Here is a 6,445-nt window from a genome sequence, read left to right as displayed (position 1 = left end):
CTGCTGCTGGAGCTGGACCATCGCAGCCTGGACAGCGATCTGGCGCAGGCCACCGCCGCGCTGCGGCAAGCCGACGCCGGGGCCGAGCTGGCGCGTTCGAAATACACCCGCGGGCAATCGCTGGTGGATGGGCATTACATCAGTGCGATGGCGCTGGATGAACTGCGCGCCGCCCGCACCCAGGCCGAGGCCCAGTTGGGCACCGCCCGTGCGGTGCGCGATGCCGCCGCGCTGCGTCGCAGCTATGCGGAACTACGCGCCCCCGATGCCGGCACCATTTCCAGACGCTTGGTGCAGCCCGGGCAAGTGGTGGGTGCCGGCAGCGAGTTGCTGCGGCTGATCCGCCAAGGCCGGCTGGAATGGCGCGCCGAGCTGCCCGAAGCACAACTGGCACAGGTACAGCCCGGACAAGCGGTGCTGCTGGAAGGCAGCGGCGTGCACGGCCGCGTGCGCGCCGTGACACCCGGCGTGGACAGCACGACCCGCACCGGCACCGCCTATGTGGATCTGCCCGCGCCCGGGCCGGTGCAGCCCGGCACCTATGTGCAGGGCCGGATTGCGATCGGGCAGGGCAGCGCACTGGTGATCCCGGTGGCGGCGGTGGTGCGCCGCGACGGCCACACCTATGCCTTCCGCGTGGGCCGCGAGCAACGCGCGCAGCAAGTACGTATCGACACCGGCAGCACCCAAGGTGCTCTGATCGAAGTCCGCAGTGGCCTGAAGGTCGGTGACGCCGTGGTCAGCGCAGGCGCCGGCTTTCTGGCCGACGGTGACCGCGTGCGCGTGGTGCCAAGCGCAGGCAATTCTCCAGGCAAGACCCCATGAGCGGCGGCGGCAATCTGTCCAGCTGGGGCATCCGCAACCCGGTGCCCGCCATCATGCTGTTCTTCGTGCTGTGCGTGGCGGGGCTGTGGAGCTTCCATCAATTGCCAGTGGCGCGCTTCCCCGACATCAGTTTCCCGATGGTGACCGTGGTCATCAGCCAGCCCGGCGCCTCGCCGCAGCAGTTGGAAACCGAAGTGACGCGCAAGGTGGAAGATGCGGTCGCCACGCTCAACCACGTCAAGCGTGTGTTCTCCACGGTGGTGGATGGGCAGTCCACCACGGTCATTGAATTTCGCATCGACGCCAATTTGCTGGAGGCACTGAACGACAGCAAAGACGCCGTCACGCGGATTCGCATGGATCTGCCGCAGGACATCCAGGAGCCGGTGGTGTCGAAAGTGGAAATCGTCGGCTCGCTGCTCACCTATGCGGTGGATGCGCCGGCGTTGCAGCCGGACGACGTGTCGTGGTTTGTCGATCGCTACGTGGCGCGCACCTTGTATGGCGTCAACGGGGTGGCGGCTGTCACCCGCATCGGCGGCGTGGACCGGCAGATTCGGGTGGATCTGAACCCGCAAGCCCTGCTGGCGCAGGGCATCACCGCCGGCGCGGTGAACCAGCAATTGGCGGCGATGCAGGTGGACCGCCCCGGCGGCAAGACCGAGCAGGACGGCGGCCAGCAGAGTGTGCGCACGCTCAACACGGTGGCCGATGCGCAGGCCCTGCGCGCCTTCAGCATCGCCCTGCCCAATGGCCAGCACACCCGGTTGGACGCACTGGCCACGGTGCACGATGGCAGTGCCGACCCCAGCCAGATCGCGCTGCTCGATGGCAAGCCGGTGGTGGGGTTTTCGCTGGCGCGCTCACGTGGGGCCGATGAGTTGAAGGTGCGCGATGCCGTGCGTGCGGCGCTGGCCGAGCTGGCCACGCAGCACCCCGGCGTGAGGTTCCGGCAAGTGACCGATATGTCGGAAGAAACCCAGCGCTCGTATTCCTCCTCGATGACGATGCTGTGGGAAGGCGCGCTGCTGGCACTGGCGGTGGTGTTCTGGTTTTTGCGCGATTGGCGCGCCACCTGGGTGTCGGCGATTGCGCTGCCGCTCTCCATCATCCCCACCTTTGCGGTGATCCAGTGGCTGGGCTTCAGCCTGAACATGATCACCCTGCTGGCGCTGAGCGTGGTGATTGGTTTGCTGGTGGACGATGCCATCGTCGAAATCGAAAACATCGTGCGCCATCTGGGCATGGGCAAGAAGCCACTGGACGCCGCGCGCGATGCTGCCGATGAAATCGGCACCGCCGTCATCGCCACCTCCATCACCTTGGCGGCGGTGTTCGTACCGGTGGCCTTTATGCCCGGCGTGTCCGGCAAGTTTTTCCGCGAATTTGGCTGGACCGCCGCCACCGCAGTATTGTTCTCGCTGCTGGTGGCGCGCCTGCTGACGCCGATGATGGCCGCGCATTTGCTCAAGCCCAAGCCGCATGCCGAGGAAGACGGCAACCTGATGCGTCGTTATCTGGTGTGGGTGGACAAGGCCCTGCAACACCGCTGGAAAACCTTGGGCGCGGCGGCCCTACTGTTTTTTGCCTCGCTGGCCTTGCTTCCACTGATCCCCACCACCTTCATTCCGGTGTCCGACCAAGGCCGCAGCATGCTGTCGCTGGAGTTGGCACCCGGCGTGCGCATCGAAGACACCGCCCGCATGACCGAGCAGGCGCGCGCGCAACTGCACGCCATCCCCGAACTCAAGCAAGTGTTCACCCAAATTGGCAGCGTGCCCAATCTGGGCGACCCCGGCAAAAGCGGCTTGCCCGATCTGCGTCGCGCGGTACTGACCTTGGAATGGGGCGCATCCAACACCCGCCAACGCAGCCAACGCACGCTGGAAACCGAGGTGCGCAACCGCCTGGCCAACCTACCCGGCGTGCGCCTGAGCTTTATGAGCAATGAACCCGGCGAGCTGATGCAATTGGTGCTGGCCGGTGACGATGCCGAACTGTTGAATGCCACCGCCGCAAAGGTGGAACGCGAGCTGCGCACCCTGCCGGGTCTGGGCAGCGTGTCGTCCTCGGCCTCGCTGCTGCGCCCGGAGGTGCAAATTTTTCCGGACTCGGCGCGTGCCGCCGAGCTGGGCGTGTCCACCACCGCGATTGCCGAAGCCGCCCGCATCGCCACCAGCGGCGACTACGTGCAGCGCATGGCCAAACTCAATCTGGCCGACCGACAAATTCCGATTCGCGTCGGCTTCGACCAAGCCACCTTGGCGCAGCCGGATTTGCTGGCGCAATTGCGCGTGCCGGGTGCGCGTGGCGCGGTGCCGCTGGCGGCGGTAGCCACCCTGCGTGATGGCAGCGGGCCGTCGGTGATCAGTCGCTACAAGCGCCAGCGCAACATCACCCTCACCGCCGAGCTCAATGGCCGCCCGCTGGGCGAGGTGATGGCGCAGGTGCAACAACTGCCCGCGGTGAAAGCCTTGCCGCCGGGGGTCTCGTTCATCAACACCGGCGATTCGGAAATCTTCGTCGAACTGTTCACCGGTTTCGCCATGGCGATGGTGGCCGGCATCACCTGCATCTACATGGTGCTGCTGTTGCTGTTCCGTCACCCAATGCAACCGCTGACCATTTTGAGCGCGATTCCGCTGTGCGCCGCCGGTGCATTCGGCGCACTGCTGATTACCCGCCACATGCTGTCGCTGCCGGCCTTGATCGGGCTGTTGATGCTGATCGGCATCGCCAGCAAGAACTCCATCCTGCTGGTGGACTATGCGGTGATGGCCGAAGACCAGCACGGCCTGTCGCGGCACGCCGCGCTGATCGACGCCTGCCACAAGCGCGCCCGCCCGGTGATCATGACCACGATTGCGATGGGTGCCGGCATGCTGCCGCTGGCGCTGGGCTTTTCCGGCGAATCCAGCATGCGCGCGCCGATGGCGTGGGCGGTGATTGGCGGCCTGGTCACTTCCACCGCCCTCAGCCTGCTGGTGGTGCCCGCCGCCTACACCGTGTTGGATGATGCTGGCGCATGGATCGCGCGGCACTGGCACCGCACGATGACGACTTAACTGCGCAGCCCCACACCTTTCTTCAACAAGGCCAAGGCAATCGTGGCCAACACCACCACGAAGCCCAACATCAAGGCATATGCCACCCACAACGGCACATCGCTTTGCCCCAGCAAGCCATAGCGGAAGGCATTAACCATGTAGAAAATCGGGTTGGCATGGGTGGCCGCCTGCGCCCAAGCCGGCAGCAAGGTGATCGAATAGAACACGCCGCCCAGATAGGTCAGCGGGGTGAGGATGAAGGTGGGCACGATGGCCACATCGTCAAACTTCTTGGCAAATACCGCGTTGATGAAACCGGCCAGCGAGAAGATTGTGGCGCCCAGTAACACCGCGCTCAGCGTCACCAGAGGATGCGGGATATGCACGCGGGTAAACAGCATCGCGATGCATAGCACAATCGCACCCACCATCACCCCACGCAGCACCGCACCGGCCACATAGCCCGCCAGAATGACCCCATTGGGCATCGGGCTGACCAGCAGCTCTTCCACATAGCGCCCGAATTTGGAGCTGAAGAACGAAGACGACACATTGCCATAACTGTTCTGGATCACGCTCATCATCACCAGCCCCGGCACGATGAATTGCATGTAGTCCATGCCGCCCATCTTCCCCACGCGCGAGCCGATCAGCCCGCCGAAGATCAAAAAATACAGGGTCATGGTGATAGCGGGCGGGATCAAGGTCTGCGTCCAGATCCTCAAGATGCGCATCACTTCGCGGCGGGTGATCGTGCCCAGCGCGACCAGATTGGGATTGGCGCTCATGCGGCCTCCTTGCCGGTCAGGCGCACGAACAATTCTTCCAGCCGGTTGCTCTTGGTGCGCATCGAACGCACGCGAATACCGGCGGCCTCGAAGGCGGCAAACACGCGGTTCAAATCCATCGCTCGCGGCATATCCAACTCCAAGGTGTGTGCATCGGTGGCCAGCAGTTGCGCGCCTTCGATCTGCGGCAAGACCCGTGGCAATTCGCCTTCGATATCGAACACAAACCCTTCCACATCAAGCTTGGCCAATAGCGATTTCATCGGGCCTTGTTCCACGATGCGTCCGTGGTCGATGATGGCCAGGTTGCGGCACAGGCTTTCGGCTTCCTCCAGATAATGCGTGGTCAGAATGATGGTTGTTCCAGCGGCATTGATGTCCTTCAGTGTCTTCCACATGCCGCGGCGGATTTCGATATCCACCCCGGCGGTGGGCTCATCTAGGATCAACAATTTCGGCTGGGTCATCATGGCGCGGGCAATCATCAGCCGCCGCTTCATCCCGCCAGACAATGAGCGGCTCACTTTGTCCGCCTTGTCCCACAGCTGCGCCTCTTTCAGCACCTGTTCGGCACGCGCCAATGCCTGCTCGCGCGGGATGCCGTAGAAACCCGCGTAATTCACGCAGATATCCAGCGGCTTCTCGAACATGTTGAAGTTGAATTCTTGCGGCACCAGACCAATTTGGCGCATCGCCAAGCTGCGCTCGCGTTCGATATCGATGCCAAAAATTTCGACACTGCCGCCACTTTTGTTGACCAGCGAACTGACGATGCCAATCAGCGTGCTTTTGCCGGCACCATTGGGCCCCAGCAAGGCGAAAAAATCACCGGGTGTCACATCCAAACTGACGCCTTGCAGCGCCACGACACCGTTATCGTAGGTTTTGCGCAGCGCATTGACGCGCAATGCCGGCGCGGAAGTGGAAATGCTCATGAACGCCCTCGTGCGCGAAGGCCGCGCAAGTTGGCTGGTAGTATAGGCAGCCTTGTGGCACCACTCTTGCCACGCAGTGTTGCAACGCCGTGGCCATTGTTCACTTTCCGCTTAAATTGACCGCCCGCCGCATGATTGCGCCGACCGTGGCGCATCTGTCCTTTCTGCGTGATGACGGCCAGCCGTTGCCGTGCATCCCCGGGCAGTTCATCCAGATCCATTTCGAATACGCCGATGGCAGCGCGGCCAAGCGCAGCTATTCCATCGCCATCGGCCGGCAGCCTGACGACGCCCCGGATGCGCAGGTGGATATCGCTGTCAGCTACGTGGCCGGCGGTGCCGCCACCGCCTTGTTCGAAGGGCTGGCCATCGGCGCCACGGTCGATGCCAGCGGCCCGTTTGGGCGCTTTTGTCTGTATCCCAATGATGCCAATCGCCGCTATGTATTGATCGGCACCGGCACTGGCATCACCCCGTACCGGGCGATGCTGCCGCAGTTGGCGCAGCAAATGGCCCAGCGCGGCGTGCAGGTGGTGCTGCTGCAAGGCGCACGCACGCCAGCGGAATTGCTGTATGGCGATGAATTCCGCGCGTTTGCCGAGGCGCATCCGCAATTCCGTTATATGCCCTGCCTGTCACGCGAATTGCCCGCCGCCGATTCCCCGCATGCGCACCCCGACGTGCGCCACGGCTATGTGCAAAACGTCTTGGCCGAGCTAGTGCCCGATGCCGCTACCGATATCGCCTATCTGTGCGGCAACCCGGACATGGTGGATGCCAATTTCGAAGCGCTCAAAGCCATCGGCCTACCGATTCCGATGATTCGCCGCGAGAAGTACGTCAGCAACAA

5 protein-coding genes are annotated in these 6,445 nt (G+C 63.6%); 3 read left to right on the top strand and 2 right to left on the bottom strand.

Annotated features, from left to right (window positions below):
* A partial coding sequence (locus tag PK789_RS11215; RefSeq protein ID WP_324308882.1) for an efflux RND transporter periplasmic adaptor subunit occupies positions 1–825 on the top strand: 825 nt, incomplete at its 5' end.
* Positions 822–3,890: an efflux RND transporter permease subunit gene (locus tag PK789_RS11210; RefSeq protein WP_324308880.1), complete on the top strand. Its 3,069-nt coding sequence runs from the start codon at positions 822–824 to the stop codon at positions 3,888–3,890. The genes PK789_RS11215 and PK789_RS11210, both read left to right, overlap by 4 nt.
* Here PK789_RS11210 and PK789_RS11205 read toward each other — a convergent pair.
* Together PK789_RS11205 and PK789_RS11200 are read right to left on the bottom strand one after the other, a co-directional pair.
* On the bottom strand, positions 3,887–4,660 hold the full coding sequence (locus PK789_RS11205) for an ABC transporter permease (RefSeq protein ID WP_324308879.1): 774 nt from the start codon (positions 4,658–4,660) through the stop codon (positions 3,887–3,889). The two genes, PK789_RS11210 and PK789_RS11205, sit on opposite strands and share 4 nt — an antisense overlap.
* On the bottom strand, positions 4,657–5,595 hold the full coding sequence (locus PK789_RS11200; protein WP_324308877.1) for an ABC transporter ATP-binding protein: 939 nt from the start codon (positions 5,593–5,595) through the stop codon (positions 4,657–4,659). The genes PK789_RS11205 and PK789_RS11200 overlap by 4 nt, the downstream gene beginning before the upstream one ends.
* A gap of 131 nt (positions 5,596–5,726) precedes the next feature.
* Here PK789_RS11200 and PK789_RS11195 point away from each other — a divergent pair.
* Positions 5,727–6,445: FAD-binding oxidoreductase (locus tag PK789_RS11195; protein ID WP_324308875.1), on the top strand; the 719-nt coding region annotated here is incomplete at its 3' end.

This window comes from Thermomonas sp., assembly GCF_035369645.1.
Classification (GTDB): Bacteria; Pseudomonadota; Gammaproteobacteria; order Xanthomonadales; family Xanthomonadaceae; genus Thermomonas.
Note: the sequence above shows the minus strand (reverse complement) of the source record. Positions and strands in the feature narration are given on the sequence as shown.

Excerpts from the sequence above, each read along its gene's own strand:
- PK789_RS11210 (WP_324308880.1), top strand. The coding sequence starts at position 822 with ATGAGCGGCGGCGGCAATCTGTCCAGCTGGGGCATCCGCAACCCGGTG.
- PK789_RS11205 (WP_324308879.1), bottom strand. The coding sequence starts at position 4,660 with ATGAGCGCCAATCCCAATCTGGTCGCGCTGGGCACGATCACCCGCCGC.
- PK789_RS11200 (WP_324308877.1), bottom strand. The coding sequence starts at position 5,595 with ATGAGCATTTCCACTTCCGCGCCGGCATTGCGCGTCAATGCGCTGCGC.